The organism is Stutzerimonas sp. KH-1, assembly GCF_054483855.1.
In genome coordinates this window covers 3,195,287-3,213,298 of the sequence record NZ_CM137011.1, presented here as the reverse complement: position 1 = coordinate 3,213,298, position 18,012 = coordinate 3,195,287, and the positions used below count along the sequence as shown (strand labels likewise).

The window sequence follows — 18,012 nt, the reverse complement described above, 5'->3', positions numbered from 1 at the left end:
CCATGCACGACTACGTCACCTGGCTCCGCGATTCCTCGCCCTACATCAACTCGCACCGTGATCGCACCTTCGTCGTCATGCTGCCGGGCGACGGCGTGGAGCATGCCAACTTCGCCAATATCGTCCACGACCTGGTGCTGCTGCACAGCCTTGGCGTGCGCCTGGTGCTGGTGTTCGGTTCGCGTCCGCAGATCGAGGCGCGGCTGGCGGCGCGCGGTATCACGCCGCGCTTCCACCGCGACCTGCGCATCACCGACGGTCCGACCATGGAATGCGTGATCGATGCCGTCGGCCAGCTGCGCATCGCCCTGGAGGCGCGGCTTTCCATGGATAAGGCCGCTTCGCCCATGCAGGGCGCACGCCTGCGGGTGGCCAGCGGCAACTTCGTCACCGCGCGACCGATAGGCGTGCTCGATGGCGTTGACCTGCACCACACCGGCGAGGTGCGGCGCATTGATCGCAAGGGCATCGGTCGACTGCTGGACGAGCGCACCATCGTGCTGCTCTCGCCGCTGGGCTACTCCCCCACCGGAGAGATCTTCAACCTGGCCTGCGAGGACGTCGCCACCCGCGCCGCCATCGATCTGCAGGCCGACAAACTGGTGCTCTACGGCGCCGAGACCGGCCTGCTCGACGAAAGCGGCAAGCTGGTGCGTGAGCTGCGTCCGCAGCAGATCCCGGCCTATGTCGAGCGCCTCGGCAGCCAGTACCAGGCCGAGCTGCTGGATGCGGCGGCGCAGGCCTGCCGCGGCGGCGTGCGGCGTAGCCACGTGGTCAGCTATGTCGACGACGGAGCGCTGCTCAACGAACTGTTCACCCGTGACGGTGCGGGCACGCTGGTGACCCAGGAGCAGTTCGAGCAACTGCGCGAGGCGACCATCGAGGATGTCGGCGGGCTGATCGATCTGATCACCCCGTTGGAAGAGCAGGGCATTCTGGTGCGGCGCTCACGCGAGGTGCTGGAACGCGAGGTCGAGCAGTTCAGCATCGTCGAGCGCGACGGGTTGATCATCGCCTGCGCGGCGCTCTATCCGATCGCCGACTCGGATGCCGGCGAGCTGGCCTGCCTGGCGGTCAATCCCGAATACCGTCATGGCGGGCGCGGCGACGAGTTGCTCGAACGCATCGAGGAACGTGCCCGGGCGCTGGGGCTGAAGAAGCTGATCGTGCTCACCACGCGTACCGCGCACTGGTTCCAGGAGCGCGGCTTCGAGCCCATCAGCGTCGACCGTCTGCCGGCCGCGCGGGCCTCGCTGTACAACTTCCAGCGGAATTCGAAGATCTTCGAAAAGCCGCTCTGACGCCTGCTGGCGGGCGTTGCGCCCGCCGGCCGGTTAGAGCGTCAGGCTGCGCTGGTAATCGGCGACGAAGCTGTCGAAGTCCGGCTCGTCTGCAGCTTCCATCGCCGCCTGGCGCTCCAGCGACTGCCGCGCCGCCGTTTCGAACTGCTGCAGTTCATCGGCGCTTGGCGCCTGGCTGCGGAAGTAGTCGGCGTGGGCAAGCGTCTGGCGCATGGCGAACTGGCGGAAACTCTCGCCGTTCGTGCGCAACTGCTCGAGCACGCGCGCCGAGGGCGTCAGGCTGCTGTCGGCGACCTTGGCGCGTTGTTCGGCCAGTGCCTCGGCATGCCGGCTGTCGCCATGGCTGCGGTCGAGCAGGGCGGCCACTTCGGCGATTTCGTCGAGCAGCTGCCCGGCCCACTCGCCGAGCGGCACGGCCTCGCCGCAGCGCTGCAGCTGCAACCCGGGGCGTCGCCCCTCCTTGACCACCTTGAGGAAGTTGTCGGTGGCCGCGCTGCACTCGCCATCGGCCAGGCAAGGGCTGTCGGCCAGTGCGCAGAACAGCAGGAAGGCGTCGAGGAAGCGTGATTCGGCGAGGTCGATGCCCAGCGGCAGGAACGGGTTGATGTCCAGGCAGCGCACTTCGATGTACTGAATACCGCGTGCGCGTAGGGCCTGCAGCGGGCGTTCGCCGGTGGCGGTGACGCGTTTCGGGCGAATGTTCGAGTAGTACTCGTTCTCGATCTGCAGCACGTTGGTGTTGAGCTGCTGCCAGTTGCCGGCGGCGTCCTTGATGCCTATTGCCTCGTAGGGTGCATACGGCGTGGAAACTGCGCGGTAGAGGCTTTCGGTATAACTCGACAGGTCGTCGTAGCAGGGCGTGAGGCCGGCCTGGGCATTGTTCTGGTAGCCCAGGTCGCTCATGCGCAGGCTGGTGGCGTAGGGCAGGTACAGGGTGTCGGCGTCGAGCGATTCGAGCTGATGCGGGCGCCCGCGCAGGAAGCCGGCGTCCAGTGCCGGCGAGGCGCCGAACAGGTACATCAGCAGCCAGCTGTAGCGGCGGAAGTTGCGGATCAGCCCGATGTAGCGCGCGGAGCGGTAGTCCCGCTCGGTGCGGGTATCGCCATCATCGGCCTGCAGCACCGGCCACAGCGCCTCCGGCAGCGAGAAGTTGTAGTGGATGCCGGCGATGCACTGCATGGTCTTGCCGTAGCGCAGCGCCAGGCCCTGGCGATAGACATGCTTGAGCCGCCCGATGTTGGAGCTGCCGTATTCGGCGATGGGGATGTCCGCTTCGCTCGGCAGCGGACAGGGCATCGACGGACTCCACAGGTATTCATCACCGAGCTTGGCGTAGGTGAAGCGATGGATCGCCTCCAGCTCGGCCAGGGTATTGCGAGGGTCCTGGTCGGTGCCGGTGATGAACTCCAGCAGCGCCTCGGAATAATCGGTGGTGATCTGCGGGTGGGTCAGCGCCGAGCCCAGCGCAATGGGGTGCGGCGTCATGGCCAGATGGCCGTGGGCATCGACGCGCAGGCATTCGCGCTCGATTCCGTGCAGGCATTGGTTGAGCAGCGGCAGGTGGGGAGCCTCGGCCAGCAATGCCAGGCGGTGGGTGAGAAGAGCGCTCAACTTGTGGATTCCTTCACGCGACAGTCGCGCCAATATGGGGATGGAAACGCCGCTTCACAAGAGGCAGCGTTGCTTCGACCACAGGGCAGGCGTGCCGACTCCGCGAGCGGCTGGTGGCACAGGCCGTTAGAGGCAGGCGAAGGTCGCCTGGGCCTTGGCGATCAGCTTGTCGCCCTGATGGACCTCGGCCTCGAGCACCTGGGTCCGCCGGCCACCGTGCACCACCCAGGCGCGACAACGCAGCTCGCCATCGGTCACCGGGCGGATGTAGTTGACCTTGCATTCCAGCGTGACGCTGTTCGGCGAGCCATCGCCCAGGCTGTGGCTCGCCTGGCCCATGGCGGTGTCGATCAGCGAAAACAGCGCGCCGCCATGCAGCTTGCCGTGCAGGTTGCGCAGACCGTCGTGCATGGTCAGGCCGAGCACGGCCTCGCCATTGCCGACCTGGTGAATCTCCAGGCCGAGCAGGCGGCCGAAGGCGCTGGAGTTGCCCACCGCCTCGACTTGAATGCTCATGCCTACTTCCTCAGCTGCTTGGCGTTGGCGAACAGCGCCGCCATGGCGGCGTTGGCCGGTGCCGGCTTGTCCTCCCTGGCGTGGCGCTCGCTACGCGGCGCATTGCCGCGTGGTTTGCCGGCGCCGCCCCGCGGCCCATCGGCCTTGGCGCCGGGCGTGTCGCTCATGCGCATGGACAGGCCGACGCGCTGACGCGGGATGTCCACTTCCATGACCTTGACCTTGACGATGTCGCCGGCCTTGACCACCTCGTAGGGATCCTTGACGAACTTCTCCGACAGCGCGCTGATGTGCACCAGACCATCCTGGTGCACGCCGATGTCGACGAAGGCGCCGAAGTTGGTGACGTTGGTCACCACGCCTTCGAGCACCATGCCCGGCTCCAGATCGCTGAGCTTCTCCACGCCGTCCTGGAATTCGGCGGTCTTGAACTCCGGGCGCGGGTCGCGGCCGGGCTTGTCCAGCTCGCCGAGAATATCGGTGACGGTGGGCAGGCCGAAGGTCTCGTCGGTGAACTGCTTAGGGTCCAGACGCTTGAGGAAGGCCGAGTCGCCGATCAGCGAGCGGATGTCGCGGCCGGTGTCCTGGGCGATGCGTTGCACCAGCGGATAGGTTTCCGGGTGTACGGCGGAGGCGTCCAGCGGGTTGTCGCCGTTCATTACGCGGAGAAAGCCGGCGGCCTGTTCGAAGGTCTTCTCGCCCAGGCGCGGGACCTTTTTCAGCTCGCTGCGGGACTTGAACGCACCGTTGGCATCGCGGAACTGCACGATGTTCTGCGCCAGCGTCGCGTTGAGGCCGGAGATGCGGGCAAGCAGCGCGGCGGAAGCGGTGTTGACGTCGACGCCGACGGCGTTCACGCAGTCCTCGACCACGGCATCCAGCGAACGCGCCAGCTTGAGCTGGGACACGTCGTGCTGGTACTGGCCGACGCCGATGGACTTCGGGTCGATCTTCACCAGCTCGGCCAGCGGGTCCTGCAGGCGGCGGGCGATGGAGACGGCGCCGCGCAGGGAGACGTCCAGATCCGGGAATTCGCGGGCGGCGAGCTCCGAGGCCGAATACACCGAGGCGCCGGCTTCGCTGACCATGATCTTGGTGAGCTTCAGACCCGGTACCTTCTTGATCAGCTCGCCCGCCAGCTTGTCGGTCTCGCGGCTGGCGGTGCCGTTGCCGATGGCGATCAGATCGACGGCATGCTTGGCGCACAGCTTGGCGAGGATTGCCAGGGTGCCGTCCCAGTCGTTGCGCGGGGCGTGCGGGTAGACGGTGGCGGTTTCCAGCAGCTTGCCGGTGGCGTCGACCACTGCGACCTTGCAGCCGGTGCGCAGGCCCGGGTCCAGCGCCAGGGTCGCGCGCGGGCCGGCCGGCGCAGCCAGCAGCAGGTCATGCAGGTTACGGGCGAACACCGAGATCGCCTCGTCTTCGGCCTTGTCGCGCAGCTCGCCGAGCAGGTCGGTTTCCAGGCTGGTGTAGAGCTTGACCTTCCAGGTCCAGCGCACCACCTCGGCCAGCCACTTGTCGGCGGCGCGGCCGCGGTTGGCGATGCCGAAGCGCTCGCCGATCATGCCTTCGCCCGGGTGCATGCTGCCCGGGGTCTCGTCGCCGACCTTGAGGCTGACGCTGAGGATGCCCTCGTTGCGTCCGCGGAAGATCGCCAATGCCCGGTGCGAGGGAGTGTTCTTCAGCACCTCGTCATGTTCGAAGTAGTCGCTGAACTTGGCGCCTTCGCTTTCCTTGCCCGGTACGACGCGGGCACTGAGGGTGGCGTTGTGCTTGAGGAAGTCGCGCAGCTTGGCCAGCAGGTCGGCGTCCTCGGCGAAGCGCTCCATGAGGATGTACTTGGCGCCTTCGAGTACGGCCTTCACATCGGCGAAGCCCTTCTCGGCGTCGATAAAACGGGTGGCTTCGCTTTCAGGATTCAACTCGGGATTGCCGAACAACGCATCGGCCAGCTCGCCGAGACCGGCTTCCAGGGCGATCTGGCCCTTGGTGCGGCGCTTCTGCTTGTAGGGCAGGTAGAGGTCTTCGAGGCGGGTCTTGGTGTCGGCGAGGTCGATCTCGCGCTTGAGCTCGGGGGTCAGCTTGCCCTGTTCCTCGATGCTGGCGAGGATCGAGACGCGCCGCTCGTCCAGCTCGCGCAGGTAGCGCAGGCGCTCTTCCAGGTTACGCAGCTGGGTATCGTCGAGGCTGCCGGTGACTTCCTTGCGATAGCGGGCGATGAAGGGAACGGTGGAGCCTTCGTCGAGCAGCGCCACGGCGGCGGCGACCTGTTGCGGGCGTACGCCCAGCTCGTTGGCGATACGGGAATTGATGCTGTCCATGTGGTGTCCTGCGGGCGGAATGACGGCCGGCCGGCCAGAAAAGCGGGCAAGTATAACTGCCGAGGGCCTGATTCGGTCGCTCAAGAGAGGTATCCTTCGGGCTCGCCCCGCCAGCCGTCGCGTGAGTGGGTGTGGTGCTTGTGTTTTACCGGTCCTGCCGCCACCATCCAGCTTTAAAGTGGCACTGAGCCATCAGTGGCGGCCGAACACCATTCCGCCCGCCGTCAAGAGTTGTAGTCATGTTTGGCCAGACGCGGCTTGCCCCCTTTCGCTACGTCATCGCTCTGCTCGGCGCGCTGGGCCTGGCTCAACTCGTCTGGGCCGTGGCGGACGACTGGGATTTCCCGCGCATTCTGGATCTGGCTGAAAAACGCTATGGCTCGCTGGGCGAAGGACGCGAGCGCCTGCTGGCGTGGCAGCAGCTGTTGGGCGAGCAGGGATCGGCAGCCGAGCACGACAAGCTGCGTGCGGTGAACAACTTCTTCAATCACCAGCTGCGCTTTGAGGATGACGTCGGGCTCTGGCGACAGACCGATTATTGGGCCACCCCGGTCGAAGCCTTGCGCGTCGGGGGTGGCGACTGTGAAGACTTTGCAATCGCCAAGTACGTGACCTTGCGCCGTCTCGGTGTCTCGGCCGACAAGCTGCGTATCACCTACGTCAAGGCCGTCCGGCTCAATCAGGCGCATATGGTCCTGACCTATTACGAGCAGCCGGGTGCGGTGCCCCTGGTTCTGGACAATCTGGTCGGCGGCATTCTGCCGGCGACGCAGCGCAACGATCTGGTTCCCGTTTATGCGTTCAACGGCGAAGGGCTGTGGCTGCCAGGGCGAAGTGGCGACAAGCAGGTCAGTGACAGCAAGAAGCTGTCGCGCTGGCAGGATTTGCTGAAAAAGATGCAAGCGGAAGGTTTTCCGGCCGGGTCCGGATCGTAGGAGTTTCACATGTCTCTGTTCAAACAGCTGTTGCTGGCGATCTGCCTGTTTCTGCTCGCCGCGTTCACCGGTAGCTTCGTGGTCAGCCTGGAAAGTTCGCGTGATCAATACGCTAACCAGCTGCGTTCACACGCGCAGGATGCTGCTACGGCGCTGGGTTTGTCGCTGACCGCCAATATAGACGACCCGGCCATGGTCGAGCTGGTGGTCAGCTCGCTGTTCGATAGTGGTTATTACCAGTCGATCCGTGTGATCGAACTGGAAACCGGCCTGCCGATGCTCGAGCGGCAGGCCGAGCCGGACGCCGGCAGTGCGCCGCAATGGTTCGTCAGCCTGATCGATTTGCAGCCAGAGGGCGGTGAGGCGATCGTCAGCCGGGGCTGGCAGCAGGCCGCCCGGGTAGAGGTGGTCAGCCATCCGATGTTCGCCGTTTCGCGCCTGTGGCAGAGCACCCTCGGCATGTTCGGCTGGCTGGTGCTCTGTGGCGTCGTCAGTGCATTGCTGGGCGCGGCGCTGTTGCGACGCCAGCTGCGCCCGCTCGACGATATGGTCGAGCAGTCCCAGGCCATTACACGGCGTGAGTTCCTCAGCGTGCCGCAGCTACCGGAAACCCCGGAACTGCGTCGCGTGGTGCTGGCCATGAACCTCATGGTGGAGAAGCTCAAGGCGCTGTTCGATGAGGAGGCGCGGCGCAGCGAGCGCCTGCGTGACGAGGCCTATCATGACGGCCTGACCGGCCTGAGCAATCGCCGGCATTTCGACATGCAGCTGCAGGCTCGCCTGAGCGGAGAGGACCTGGCCGGTAGCGGCTATATGTTCCTGCTGCGTATCAATGACCTCACCGGACTCAATCAGCGTCTCGGCGGTGCACGCACGGATGAGCTGCTGCGCGCGGTGGCAGAGCAGCTGCGCCAGGTCACTGGCGATCGCTTCCTGACCGGGCGCACGCGCGGTGGCGAGTTTGCATTGCTCGCGGTAGGGCTTGATCGGCTCGAAGCGGTACGCCTGGCCGAACAGATGGAGCATGCATTGGCGTCACTGCAGCAAACCGGACTCGCCGATGTGCTGCCGGTGGCCCATATCGGCCTGACGGCTTTCTCGCAAGAACATAGTGTCCCGGCGCTCTATGCCGCTCTCGATCAGGCACTGGCGCAGGCTGCGAGCCAGCCGCGCCAGGCCTGGGCCTGCTATGAACCTGACGTTCAGGTGCCCGTCGCCGAACAGCACCAGGACTGGTACCGGTTGCTCGATGGTGCTCTGGAGAACGGCTTGCTTCAGTTGTACTTCCAGCCTGTGATGAGCGCCCTCGAACCGCAGCGGCTCATCCACAGCAAGGTACTGGCCCGGCTGGTGGACCAGCAGGGCGACGTGGTTCCGGCGGCACGCTTCCTCCCCTGGCTGGAGCGCTTCGGTTGGACGGCACGCCTCGATCTGGCGATGCTGCGTCAGACGTTGGAGACGCTCGAAGTTCACCACTCGCCGTTGGCGATCAGCCTCTGTGGCAGCACGCTGGCAGATCCGGTCTCGCGCGAGGACGTGTTCGAATTGCTGGCGCGCCATGGCGACGTGGCCGGTCTGCTGACGATCGAACTGGACGAAGCCCAGTTACCGGACCAGGCAAGCCTCGAACAGCTGGCCCGCCGCCTGCGCCAGCTGGGATTCGGATTGGGCATTCAGCACTTCGGTGGACGTTTCAGCATGATCGGCAATCTGGCCCGCCTGGGGCTGGGCTATCTGAAGGTCGATGGCAGCTACCTGCGCGGCGTCGATACCGAAGAGGACAAGCATCTGTTCATCCAGGCCATGCAACGTGCCGCGCACAGCATCGATCTGCCGTTGATCGCCGAACAGGTGGAGACAGAAGGGGCGTGGATGACCCTCCGAGCGCTGGGCTTCGAAGGTGGCCAGGGCCGGCTGCTAGGCAATCCGGCGCCGTTGCAGGACAGCACTAGCCGATCAGATCACGCCGGTGTCGTCATCGTCGACCAGTAAGCGAGTCGAGCCGAGCGCATTGCGCGCCCGGCTCCGCCCTGCCAGCTTGGCCTGAGCCGAATCCGGAAGGTCGGTGATCCGCAGCACGCCCTTGTCGATCAAGGCGTGGATCAAGTCCTCCAGTACCCGCACCATCTCCAGGTCGCTCTGGCGCAAGTGGGCAAGGCTGTCCTGAGCGGCGAGCCAGGCGCGCACTTCGCTGTCGTCGTCAGGCAGTTCGCCGGTCATGTCGTCGAAGGGCGACGGCTCGACCCGCAGCAGCCGTCCGCTGGAATCACGCGTGATATAGAACACTCGGCATCCTCGTATGGGAGTAGCGACGATACCCGCCAGCGGCTCGCGGCGGGTATCCGTGCGTCACCTTCAGTGATCGACCTTGACGATTTGGTCGGCAACCAGCGAATTGATGATGTCCGTAGGATTCGAGCCATACGAAGACAGATCGACCGCGGCGCCGCCGGTTTCCAGCTTGATGGTGACGTCGGCATTGCTGCCGGTGTCATTCAGGACGCCGGTGGTGCTTATCTGCAAGGTGGACGTGGTGGTGTCCACTCGCAGATAGCTGAGGAGGTTGCCGTCGTTTTCGCCCTGGAGTAGATCGCGCAGGTCGATGCGGTCTCCTTCGGTGGCATTGAAGTCGAGGATGCTGTCCTTGCCCAGGTCTCCGGCGTTCCACGTGAAGGTGTCGGCTCCGCTTCCGCCGGTGAGCTGGTCGTCGCCCAGCCCGCCGATCAGGATGTCGTCGCCGGCACCGCCGACCAACAGGTCGTTACCGGTGCCACCGTTCAGCGTGTCGTTGCCCTGCAATCCGTAGAGCAGGTCATCGCCCGCGCCGCCGCTGAGGTAGTCGTCTCCCGCTGCGCCACTGTGCGTGGAGCTGGCCGAGCCGCCGATGACCGTGATGGCCGTGCTGGCGCCGTCATTGACCGTGAGCGTCAAGGTCGGTGCGAAGTCGGTCGGCAGCGTTGTGCTGGTCACCAATTGCAGCTGGTCGGTCCCCGACACTGCGGTCGAGGTGGCCAGGAGCGATACATAGTTGCTCAGGTCGAACTGCCCGTTGGCGTCAGGAGTGATCTCCATGTAACTGCCGTCTTGCAAGCGAACACTCAGGGCCGCGTCGGCTGGCAGATCGCTGAGCGACATCGCACTGATGGTTTCGGCGACCCCCACGGTGTCGCTGACCTGGGCGAACACATCGATCGGGTAGTGATAGTTGATGGCGCCGGATGAGCCCGTGTCGAAGGCCAGGTACTCGATCTGGAAGCCGTTGTTCTTTGCTTTGAAGGTGTTGCTGGCGTCCTGACCGATGCTCAGCATTGTCATTTCGACGCTGCTCGACAAACCGACGTTGGCCTCGGTATTGCCACCCTGGTTGAACAGGCTGCCGTCCACGGTCGCCACCAGCACGGCCTTGGTCACGGTACCGCTGTAGTTGTAGCTCGCCGACCAGGTACCGTTGGAATTCACGGTGGCGGTCACAGGCGCGAGATTGTTGCCGTTGGCGTCGGTCAGCAGAAGCTGGAGTTTGAGCGTCGCGCTTGTGGCCGTTGCGCCGCTGGAAGTGAGGGTGCCGGTGATCAGGTGGTTGCCCGGCAGCTGGCTGACATCCAGCTCGCTCTTGAACTGCACGCTGTCGTCGCTCGCATTCTTCAGGCGCATGCTTGCTGAATGGATGCCGACCGGGAAATCGATCCGGATCGCTTCGGTGCCATCGATGCGGTTGTCGCCGTTGGCATTGGCGCTGCGTACCGCAAGCAACGAGCCGGTGGAAAAGGTGAATACCTTGCCGGCGCCACTGGTATCGATCGCAGAGATCGAGATGCCGCTCGGGAAGGTAAAGGTCGAGGCCCCGTCCAGGCCAGCAATGTTGCCGGTACTGAAGTCGATCGCACTCGAGCTGGGTGCGCCGACGACGACGGACACGTCGCTTGATCCGATGGCGTCGGCCACAGGCGTGACCTGAATGGCGGTCGTATCGGTGTCGCTCAGTGCTCCGCCGCTGCCCATGTTGCCGTTGTCGTTGCTGGTCATGGTCAGCGTGACCGTACCGCTGGCGTCATGCTCCGGGGTGTACGTCGGCTGTGTAGCCGGCTGGGCCAGGTAGGCGTTGATGTCTGCCAGGCTGCCGGTCAGCACCAGCGTGCTGCCGCCCGAGCCGCTCACGCTGACACCGGCGCTGGACGCAGCCTCCAGCACCCCCTGTTGGACGGCCAGCGTGACCGTAACCGAGCCACTGGCGGCGTCGACATCGGACACTGCCAGCCCGCTCAGCTTGAGCGATCCGTCTTCGGCCATGGTGTAGCCGCTCGGCAGCTGGTTGACCGGCGCATCGTTGACCGCGCTCACCTGGATCGACACCGTTGCGGGGCTCTGATCCAGGTTGCCGGCGGCGTCACTGGCGCGGTACTGGAAGGCGGTGCTGCCGTTCCAGTTGGCGTCCGGCACGAAGCTGATCGTGGCCTGGTTGTTTTCGGCCGGGATGGTCTGGCCTATGACAACCGGCTGGCCGTTGTAGCTGAGTGTGCCGTGGGTCGGCAGGCTGGTGACGGTGAAGTTGGCGATGCTGCTGCCGGTATCGGTTGCGCTCAGTGTGACCGTTACAGCGCTGGCGTCCTCGTCAGCACCGACTGTCACGTCTTCCGTTTCCGGTGCGGTGGTATCGCCAATGGTGATGTGCGTGCTCGCCGAGGCGGTACTGCTGCCATCCTGGGCGACGGCGGTTGCAGTAATTTCCAGGCTGCCCGTCGGGCTGCCGGGCAGGTTCATCGTCAGGCCACTGAGGGTCACCGCGTGGGTGGTCGCGTCCACCGATACGCTGTAGGTGCCATCACCGGCCAGCGGCACGGACCAAGTGCCGTCGGGGTTGGCCGAGCCCACCGACAGCGTGGCACCGGCAGGCAGCTCCAGGGTGATGCTGCTGATCGACTCGGAGTAGTCGATGTCAGTCGGTGCGGCGGTGATGGTAAGCGGATAGCTGGTGCTGCTGGCAAAGGTGATCGAATGGATCAGGAAGTCATCCCCGGCGCCCGGTGCACTGAACTCGATACGGCTGATCGCGCTGCCGTTGGTGCTCGTCAGTGCAATGCCTGGGTCGATTCCGTCGCTGCCGCCGGAGATGGTGCCGACTCCGATGACGACATTGTTGCTGTCGTAAAGCGTGTAGGCGGCATGTTCGCTCGAATTCAGCCAAGCCAATTGAACGGTTGCGCTGGCAACAGGGGCGTCGAATGCCACGACCAGGCGTTCGGCACCGCCGAGCTCATTCGCGCTGCCGTTAGAGCTGTTCCCCTGTACACCGAAGCCGACCGGGCTGCTGTTGTGCGAAATGCTGCCGGTGCTGCCATCACCGTTCAGCGCAATGACGGTGTAGCCCTGCCCGCTGAGGTTCGCGTTGGCGCTGGTGATGCTGGTGGTGGTCGTGCTGGCGGCACCCACGGTAATGCTGACGTCCGGCGTGTCGGCGACTGGCGCGACGTCGAAGGTCAGGGTGTTTGGCGTGGCAGAGAACAGACCGCTCTGGTCGCTCACCGAGAACGTCAATGTTGCGTACTGGCTGCCGGCACCGTCCTGTCCGGGCGTGTAGGTCAGCTTGTCTAGGTCGGTTGCCGCAATGACCTGCCCAGCGGTGACCGCCGTGCCGTTCAGTTGCAGAGCGCCGGCGCCTGGCAGGCTATCGATGCGTATCGCCTGCAGGCTGTCGCCTGCATCCGGGTCGTTGAAGCCGAAGTTCGCTGCGCTGAACTGAACGGGGCCATCCTCGACCAGGCTGACGGTGGCGTCGGTCCCGGTCGGCGCATCATTCACCGCGGCGACGTTGACCGTCACGCTGACTGCTGCGGAGCTCTGCACACCGTCGCTGACGGTATAGCTGAAGCTCGCGACGCCATTGAAGTTGGCGTCTGGTGTGAAGGTGACTGAGCCATCCGCATTGAGCACGACAGTACCGCCGGTGCCGCTGGTAACGCTGGCGATGGTGAGATTGGCGTTATCGACGTCACTGTCGTTGGCCAGCAACTGGCTCGCCGCGTAGGTGACCGGCGTGTTTTCGGTGGCGCTCAGGCTATCCGATACAGCGATGGGCGCATCGTTGGTGCCGGTGATGGTGACGGTGACGTCCTGCTCGGTGCCGTCGATGCTGGTGACGGTGAAGGTTTCCTGCACCTGCTCGCCGACGTTCAGCTCGTTGAAGGCGCTGTTGGCGACAAAGGTCCACTGACCGTTGGCCGCCAGGGTCAGGGTGCCGTTGGTTCCGACGAGGCTGGTCGCGGAGAAGCTGTTGTCGGCGTTATCAACATCGGTGCTGGTCAGGGTGCCGTTGAGAGTCAGCGGGGCGTCGGTCTCGGCGGCGGACTGGGCGACATCACCGCTGATCACGGCGGCATCGTTGGTACCGGTGATGGTGACGGTCACGGTGGCCGGCGTGCCATCGATGCTGGTAACGGTGAAGGTTTCCTGCACCTGCTCGCCAACGTTCAGCTCGTTGAAGGCGCTGTTGGCGACAAAGGTCCACTGACCGTTGGCGGCCAGGGTCAGGGTGCCATTGGTCCCGACGAGACTGGTCGCGGTGAAGCTGTTGTCGGCGTTATCAACATCGGTGCTGGTCAGGGTGCCGTTGAGAGTCAGCGGGGCGTCGGTCTCGGCGGCGGACTGGGCGACATCACCGCTGATCACGGCGGCATCGTTGGTACCGGTGATGGTGACGGTCACGGTGGCCGGCGTGCCATCGATGCTGGTAACGGTGAAGGTTTCCTGCACCTGCTCGCCAACGTTCAGCTCGTTGAAGGCGCTGTTGGCGACAAAGGTCCACTGACCGTTGGCGGCCAAGGTCAGGGTGCCGTTGGTTCCGACGAGGCTGGTCGCGGAGAAGCTGTTGTCGGCGTTATCAACATCGGTGCTGGTCAGGGTGCCGTTGAGAGTCAGCGGGGCGTCGGTCTCGGCGGCGGACTGGGCGACATCACCGCTGATCACGGCGGCATCGTTGGTACCGGTGATGGTGACGGTAACGTCCTGCTCGGTGCCGTCGATGCTGGTGACGGTGAAGGTTTCCTGCACCTGCTCGCCGACGTTCAGCTCGTTGAAGGCGCTGTTGGCGACAAAGGTCCACTGACCGTTGGCCGCCAGGGTCAGGGTGCCGTTGGTCCCGACGAGGCTGGTCGCGGTGAAGCTGTTGTCGGCGTTATCGACATCGGTGCTGGTCAGGGTGCCGTTGAGGGTCAGCGGGGCATCGGTCTCGGCGCCGGACTGGGCGACATCACCGCTGATCACGGCGGCGTCGTTGGTGCCGGTAATGGTGATGGTCAGCGTGCTATCGGCTACGCCGCCGTGTTCGTCGGTCACCTGGTAGGGGATGACCAGGTCCTGGGTCGCGCCCGCTGCCAACGAGTCGTAGGCGCTGTTTGTCGCGTCGAAGGTCCAGCGGCCGTCGCTGGAGAGGCTGAAGCCTGCCGGGGCGGTCCCGCTCACGCTGAAGGTCAAGGTCGCGCCCTGATCGACATCACTGGCGACCAGTTGGCCGGTGACGGTACCCACTTGCAGGAGGCCAGCCAGGTCCGCGTTGCTGGCGCCATTGGTGGTCAGGGTCCAGCCATTGGCCGTTGAGGTCACCGCACCTGCGCTGAGGCTCAATGCCGCATTGGCTGACAGGTTGCTCAGCGACAGGGTGGAGCCGATGCCGCTGTCGCCTGCATCGGCGACACCAAGAACCAGGGTATAGGTGCCGGGCGCACCGAACTGATAGCTAAAGCTCTGGATACCCGAGTTACCGTAATTGCCGACGCTGGCGACGTTGCTCAGTACTTGAACCGGCTGGCCGTTGACCTGCACGAAAGCGAAGTCGTTGAAGGGCAGGTAGTCCGAGGTCGCGAATTGCCAGTCGAAGCTGACGGCTTCCCCCGCGCTGGTGGTGGTGACGGTCAGCACGATCGCCGAACCATCTGTAGCTGCGCTTACCGCGCCAACGGATGTGGTCGCTCCCTCGATGGCACTGGCGCTGGCCGCCTGGGCTACCGGCAAGTCGTTGGTACCGGTGATGACCAGCGTGAGGTTGTCGCTGCTGCTGATGCCGCTCGCGTCGGTAACGGTAAAGGGTACCTGCAGGGTCAGCGTCTGGTCTTTGGCCAGGTACTGGTAGGCGGCATCGCTGGTGTCCAGCGTCCAGCTGCCGTCGTTGGCCAGGGTAAAGCCCGCCGGAGCGGTTCCGTCGAGGCCGAAGGTCAGGCTGTCGCCGGCATCCACGTCGCTTGTAACCAGCTGGCCCTCAACCACGCCGCTGTCCTCGATGCCTTGCCCCAGCGAGGCCCCGGCGACAGGCGCGTCATTTACGGCTGACACCTCGACCGTCACGGTGGCCGGCGCGGAAATCTGGGTGCCATCGCTGACGGTATAGCTGAAATCAGCTGTGCCATTGAAGTTGGCATTCGGCGTGAAAGTCACGGAGCCGTCGGCGTTGAGCACGGCGGTGCCGCCTGCGCCGCTGGTGACGCTCGCGATGGTCAGGCCATTGCCGTCCAGATCGCTGTCGTTGCCCAGCAGTTGCTCCGCCAGGAACGTAACAGGTGTGTCTTCAACGGCCTGCAGCGAGTCGTTAACGGCCTGCGGCGCGTTGTCATTGCGGTTGGCTTCGGACAGCGTGACGTTGGCGGCGGAGACATTGCCCGCGGCGTCTATGGCTTCGATGGTGTAGCCGTGGCTATTGGGTGCCTGTTCGAAGTCATTGACGCCGGCCGCGGCGCCTGCCGGGGTAAGCGTGATGCGGCCCTGGGCGTCGATGTGGAAATAGCCGTCAGCGCTCATTTCATTGCCGCTATCGGCGAAGCGGAAGGCAACCACACCCACGGCGTCCAGCGCGCTGACACTGCCGATCAGAGCATTAGTGGGCTGGTTCTCGTCATAGGTGAATTGCTGGCCGGCCGGAACTGCTGGTGCCTGCGTGTCGAGCACGAAGCTGACGGTAGTCGCACCAGAAGTGTTGCCGGCCACATCAGTCTGGCGGACGGATACGGTGTTGCTGCCTTCGACCGGCGTGAAGGACGAGGACCAGGTTTGGCCACCGTCGGTGCTGTATTCGATGGTGGCGCCGGTTTCGGTACCGCCAATGGCCAGGGCGCCCGAGTTGGTGATGCCGTCAGTACCGCTTGTGCCGGTATCGGCCTGCAACGAAACGGTCGGTGCAGCGACCTGAGTGTCCAGCACGAAGCTGACGGTAGTCGCGCCGGATACGTTACCGGCCACATCAGTCTGGCGGACGGATACGGTGTTGCTGCCTTCGACCGGCGTGAAGGACGAGGACCAGGTTTGGCCACCGTCGGTGCTGTATTCGATGGTGGCGCCGGTTTCGGTACCGCCAACGGTCAGAGCGCCCGATTTGGTAATGAGATCCGAGCCGCTTGTGCCCGTATCGCTAGTCAGCGAAACGGTCGGTGCGGCGACCTGTGTATCGAGTACAAAGCTGACAGTAGTCGCGCCGGAAGTGTTGCCAGCCACATCGGTCTGACGCACGGAGACGGTGTTGCTGCCTTCGACCGGAGTGAAGGACGAAGCCCAGGTCTGGCCGCCGTCGACGCTGTACTCGATGGTGGCACCGGTTTCGGTTCCGCCAACGCTCAGCGCGCCCGTGTTGGTAATGAGATCCGAACCGCTTGTGCCGGTGTCGCTAGTCAGCGAAACGGTGGGGGCGGCGATCTGGGTGTCGAGCACAAAGCTGACCGAGGTGGCACCGGACGTATTGCCGGCCACGTCGGTCTGACGCACGGAAACGGTGTTGTTGCCCTCGACCGGAGTGAAGGACGAAGTCCAGGTCTGGCCGCCGTCGGTGCTGTATTCGATGGTGGCGCCGGTTTCGGTACCGCCAATGGTCAGGGCGCCCGAGCTGGTGATGCTGTCCGAGCCGCTTGCACCCGTGTCGCTAGTCAGCGAAACGCTAGGTGCGGCGACCTGAGTGTCGAGCACGAAGCTGACGGTAGTCGCACCAGAGGTGTTGCCGGCCACGTCGGTCTGGCGGACGGATACGGTGTTGCTGCCTTCGACCGGAGTGAAGGACGAAGTCCAGGTCTGGCCGCCGTCGGTGCTGTACTCGATGGTGGCGCCGGTTTCGGTACCGCCAACGGTCAGGGCACCGGAGTTGGTGATGCCATCAGTGCCGCTTGTGCCGGTATCGGCCAGCAGCGAAACGGTCGGCGCAGCGACCTGACTGTCGAGCACGAAGCTGACGGTGGTGGCGCCGGAGATGTTGCCGGCCACATCGGTCTGGCGGACGGAGACGGTGTTGTTGCCTTCGACGGCCGAGAAGCTGTCGGTCCAGGTCTGGCCGCCATCGGTGCTGTACTCGATGGTGGCGCCGGTTTCGGTGCCGCCGATGGTCAGGGCACCGGAGTTGGTGACGTTGTCCGAGCTGCTTGCACCCGTGTCGCTAGTCAACGAAACGGTGGGTGCAGCGACCTGAGTGTCGAGCACGAAGCTGACGGTAGTCGCGCCGGACGTATTACCGGCCACATCGGTCTGGCGCACGGAGACGGTATTGCTGCCTTCGACCGGGGTGAAGGTCGAGGTCCAGGTCTTGCCGCCGTCGATGCTGTACTCGACGGTCGCACCGGCTTCGGTGCCGCTGATGTTCAGAGCGCCGTTGTTGGTGATGCGGTCGTTCGGGTCAGCGCTGTCGAGCTGCAGGGAAACGTTTGGAGCGGCCGGTGCGGTGGTGTCGACGAAAGAACTGGTCGGCGCGGCGCTGTCCTCCTCGGTAGCGAGTGCTGCAGAGGCCAAGCCATCGGTGCTGAAACCGGTGGTGGCTTGCACCTGTTCACCTGTTTCGTCCAGCACGATAGCCGTATGGCCGCCACCGGAGCCGCCGGCCCCGCCGCCTGCGCCAGGACCGGCAGCAGTCGCTTCCAGATCAGTGGTGGGGTCGAAGCCGTCGGCAATTGCTTGCTCAAGCTCCGATATCGACTCGGAATCGCCTGTGTCTGCCAGCTCGCCGGCTTGCCAGAACGCCGATTCGCCGAGGCTGACTATCTCGCCATTCGGTAGCTCCAGCGATACGGCGCTGCCTGCCTCGGTCAGCACCTGCTCACCGCTGAATAGCCGGTCACCTTCGAACAAAGCGCGGCGAACGCCGTCCGCCGATATCGCAAACGCCTGGCCGATAACGCTTTTCACGACGACGTAGTTAGAGCCCATGCTCTTTGCTCCGAGTGGTAGATGTAGACCGGCTTGGGGCCTGATAGAGTGCCGCCGAGCGGTGGATGATATACGTTATATTTTTGACGCTAGAAAAATTAGACGAGTGGAGGGTCAATCTATTGACCCTTGATAGCGTGATGTTAAACAATGCATGCACTGATG

Annotated in this window: 8 protein-coding genes; 3 read left to right on the top strand and 5 right to left on the bottom strand. The window is 64.6% G+C overall.

The features are described from left to right. The first annotated feature begins 2 nt into the window (after positions 1-2). A complete protein-coding gene (gene argA / locus ACX1DW_RS15490) occupies positions 3-1,301 on the top strand; it encodes an amino-acid N-acetyltransferase (RefSeq protein WP_013981432.1) in 1,299 nt (432 codons plus the stop codon). Positions 1,302-1,334: 33 nt separating this feature from the next. Here argA and gshA read toward each other — a convergent pair whose 3' ends face one another. The 3 genes from gshA to ACX1DW_RS15475 all read right to left on the bottom strand — a co-directional run bounded on the left by gshA (position 1,335) and on the right by ACX1DW_RS15475 (position 5,749). Continuing rightward, entirely contained in the window at positions 1,335-2,912 is a 1,578-nt protein-coding gene (gene gshA, locus ACX1DW_RS15485) for a glutamate--cysteine ligase (protein WP_458991810.1), read from the bottom strand. Positions 2,913-3,038: 126 nt separating this feature from the next. Then, complete coding sequence (locus ACX1DW_RS15480; protein WP_014595543.1) at positions 3,039-3,428, bottom strand: PaaI family thioesterase; 390 nt, start codon at positions 3,426-3,428, stop codon at positions 3,039-3,041. 2 nt (positions 3,429-3,430) lie between these two features. After that, on the bottom strand, positions 3,431-5,749 hold the full coding sequence (locus tag ACX1DW_RS15475) for a Tex family protein (RefSeq protein WP_458991809.1): 2,319 nt from the start codon (positions 5,747-5,749) through the stop codon (positions 3,431-3,433). 239 nt (positions 5,750-5,988) lie between these two features. On the opposite strand from ACX1DW_RS15475, the gene lapG reads away from it, so the two are divergent. Both lapG and ACX1DW_RS15465 read left to right on the top strand, forming a co-directional pair. After that, complete coding sequence (lapG, locus tag ACX1DW_RS15470) at positions 5,989-6,684, top strand: cysteine protease LapG (RefSeq protein ID WP_458991808.1); 696 nt, start codon at positions 5,989-5,991, stop codon at positions 6,682-6,684. A gap of 9 nt (positions 6,685-6,693) precedes the next feature. After that, on the top strand, positions 6,694-8,676 hold the full coding sequence (locus ACX1DW_RS15465; protein ID WP_458991807.1) for an EAL domain-containing protein: 1,983 nt from the start codon (positions 6,694-6,696) through the stop codon (positions 8,674-8,676). Here ACX1DW_RS15465 and ACX1DW_RS15460 read toward each other — a convergent pair. Together ACX1DW_RS15460 and ACX1DW_RS15455 are read right to left on the bottom strand one after the other, a co-directional pair. After that, positions 8,641-8,970, bottom strand: coding sequence for a tryptophan synthase subunit beta (locus tag ACX1DW_RS15460; RefSeq protein WP_208217267.1), 330 nt, complete (start codon positions 8,968-8,970; stop codon positions 8,641-8,643). The two genes, ACX1DW_RS15465 and ACX1DW_RS15460, sit on opposite strands and share 36 nt — an antisense overlap. Positions 8,971-9,039: 69 nt before the next feature. Continuing rightward, positions 9,040-17,847 (bottom strand): retention module-containing protein, encoded by an 8,808-nt coding sequence (locus ACX1DW_RS15455; RefSeq protein WP_458991806.1) that lies wholly within the window; start codon positions 17,845-17,847, stop codon positions 9,040-9,042. Positions 17,848-18,012: the final 165 nt, after the last annotated feature.

Bases quoted from the DNA above. Each gene is read 5' to 3' on its own strand.
- ACX1DW_RS15455 (WP_458991806.1), bottom strand. From the start codon at position 17,847: ATGGGCTCTAACTACGTCGTCGTGAAAAGCGTTATCGGCCAGGCGTTT.
- lapG (WP_458991808.1), top strand. From the start codon at position 5,989: ATGTTTGGCCAGACGCGGCTTGCCCCCTTTCGCTACGTCATCGCTCTG.
- argA (WP_013981432.1), top strand. From the start codon at position 3: ATGCACGACTACGTCACCTGGCTCCGCGATTCCTCGCCCTACATCAAC.
- ACX1DW_RS15475 (WP_458991809.1), bottom strand. From the start codon at position 5,749: ATGGACAGCATCAATTCCCGTATCGCCAACGAGCTGGGCGTACGCCCG.
- ACX1DW_RS15480 (WP_014595543.1), bottom strand. From the start codon at position 3,428: ATGAGCATTCAAGTCGAGGCGGTGGGCAACTCCAGCGCCTTCGGCCGC.
- ACX1DW_RS15465 (WP_458991807.1), top strand. From the start codon at position 6,694: ATGTCTCTGTTCAAACAGCTGTTGCTGGCGATCTGCCTGTTTCTGCTC.